Annotated in this window: 2 protein-coding genes; both read left to right on the top strand. The window is 68.4% G+C overall.

The window, feature by feature from the left end; translation table 11 throughout:
* The first annotated feature begins 77 nt into the window (after positions 1-77).
* Positions 78-1,037 carry an ornithine carbamoyltransferase gene (locus MXD59_RS19010; RefSeq protein WP_248826011.1) on the top strand — a complete coding sequence of 320 codons (960 nt, stop codon included), beginning with the start codon at positions 78-80 and terminating at the stop codon, positions 1,035-1,037.
* Complete coding sequence (locus MXD59_RS19005) at positions 1,034-2,314, top strand: MFS transporter (RefSeq protein ID WP_248826010.1); 1,281 nt, start codon at positions 1,034-1,036, stop codon at positions 2,312-2,314. The genes MXD59_RS19010 and MXD59_RS19005 overlap by 4 nt, the downstream gene beginning before the upstream one ends.
* Positions 2,315-2,326 lie beyond the last annotated feature (12 nt).

Raw genomic sequence — 2,326 nt, 5'->3', positions numbered from 1 at the left:
CTCGAACGAGCGGCCTGTTCCTAGTATCAGCTCATTGCCTGTGAGCAAAGGATGAAACCATGCCACGGCTGATCTCTGTGGACGACCTGACCGACCAGCAGCTACGCGACCTGGTGACGCGCGGAGCGGCCTTCGCGGCCGGGGCCCGGCCCGACCCGGTGCTGGCCGGGAAGGTGGTGGGGACCTATTTCAGCAAGACTTCGACCCGCACCCGGACCGCATTCGCCACGGCCGCGCTACGGCTGGGCGGCCAGTTGATCAGCTACGGGCCGCACGATCTGCAGCTCAACACTGGCGAGACGATCGCCGACACCGGCAAAGTGCTGTCCCGCATGCTCGACTTGCTGGTGATCCGGACGTCGGGACCGGAGGCAGAAATGGTGCAGCTGTCCGGCGACGGTCGGGTGCCGGTGGTGAATGCGATGAGCGAGCGGGAACATCCGACCCAGGCGCTTACCGATCTGACCACGCTGCAGCGGTGTTTCGGGCGGGTGGACGGGCTGCGCCTGCTCTACTGCGGCGAGGGGAACAACAGCGCGGTGGCGCTCGCGCTCGCGCTGACCCGGTTCCCGGGTACCGAGTTGACCCTGTGCACGCCGCCTGGTTACGGGCTGCCGGCCGAGGTTGTGGCCCAGGCCAGAACCTCGGCCGCAGCGAGCGGCGCCTCGATCGTGCAGCGGCACGACATCGCGCAGCTGCCCGAACAGCTGGACGCCGTCTACACAACCCGCTGGCAGACCACCGGGACCAGTAAGGCGGATCCGGACTGGCGGACGGCATTCCAGCCGTTCCAGGTGGATCAGCAGCTGATGGACCGCTACCCGCGGGCGGTGTTCCTACACGATCTGCCCGCGCATCGGGGTGAGGAGGTCAGCGCCGAGGTGCTCGACGGGCCACGCAGCATCGCCTTCGACCAGGCCGAGAACAAGCTGCACAGTGCGATGGCGGTGCTGGAATGGTGCAGCACCGGCCGGACTGGCGAGGCCGAGCCGGGCCGGGTCCACCCCGGCGACAGCGGCCGGCTGATCTGGTGGTGAGCACCCCGACCCATCCTGCCTCGCCGCCGGTGCGGCTGCGCGGCAACCGGAATTTCCTGCTGCTGTGGGCCGGTGCTGGTTTCACCATGCTGGCCGCTCGAATGAGCGGAATTGCGCTGCCGCTGCTGGTGATCTGGCGCACCGGCTCGGCGTGGTCGGCCGGCCTGGTGGGTTTTGCCGCATTGCTGCCGAACCTGCTGGTACAGCTGCCGGCCGGAGCACTGGTGGACCGCTGGGACCGACGCCGACTGATGATCTACTGCGATCTGGGATGCCTGCTGGCCACCGGCAGCGTTGCGGCGGCGGTGCTGGCCAACCGGGTCTGGCTGCCGCACCTGATGCTGGCGACATTCATTCAGGGCAGCCTGGCCATTCTCTACCGGCTTGGCGAGCGCGCCGGCATCCGGCACCTGGTCCCCCCGGAACAGTTGCCGGCCGCGATCACTGGCAACGAGGCGCGTACCCAGGCATCCGGCCTGCTCGGCCAGCCACTGGGCAGCGTGCTGTTCACGGTCGGCCGGTGGCTGCCGATGGTCGGGGCGGCCGTCGCACACGCGGTCTCCCTGGTCTGCCTACTGGCGATCGGCAGCAAACTCCAGGAGGAGCGCGATCCCGCGCCACGCCGATTGTTCTGGCGCGAGGTGACCGCGGGGCTGACCTGGATCTGGCAGCGTCCCTTCCTGCGTGCGGTGATGGGGCTCGTCGGCGTGTCCAACCTGCTGTTCCAGGCAGTGTCGTTGGCTCTGATAGTGATCGTGCACGATTCAGGCGGCTCGCCCCGGGTGGTCGGCCTGATCACCGCCGCTGCCGGGCTCGGCGGAGTACTCGGCGCGCTAAGCAGCGCCTGGTGGCTACGCCGACTGAGCCTACGAGCGGTGCTCATTCTGGCGCTACTGGCCTGGGCGCTGCTGATCGCCGGCCTGGCCAACACCCATCAGCCGGTGCTGCTCGGGTTGGACTTCGCGATGATTTCCGGCATTGGCGGTGTTTCCAATACCGCCGGTGGGGTGTATCAGATGCGGGTCACCCCCGATGCCCTGCAGGGCCGGGTGAACAGCGTGCTCGGCCTGATCGGCTCGGGCTGCAGTTCCGTCGGGGTGCTGCTTGGCGGATTGGCGTTGCAGTCGCTCGGCTCGCAGCCGGCCGTGCTCGGGGTGGCGGCACTGATGGGAGTGCTGGCGCTGCTCGGCCTAGCGCTGCCCGCCGAGGCGCCGGTCCATAGCACTCAGCCGGCGGTGACGGAAACCAGGGTCGCCGAGGATAGCTCCGTGCAATGATGAGTCATGGTA

This window comes from Frankia umida (genome assembly GCF_023242945.1).
Classification (GTDB): domain Bacteria; phylum Actinomycetota; class Actinomycetes; order Frankiales; family Frankiaceae; genus Frankia; species Frankia umida.
The sequence above is the reverse complement of the archived record's forward strand: the minus strand, read 5'-3'. Positions and strand labels throughout refer to the sequence as shown.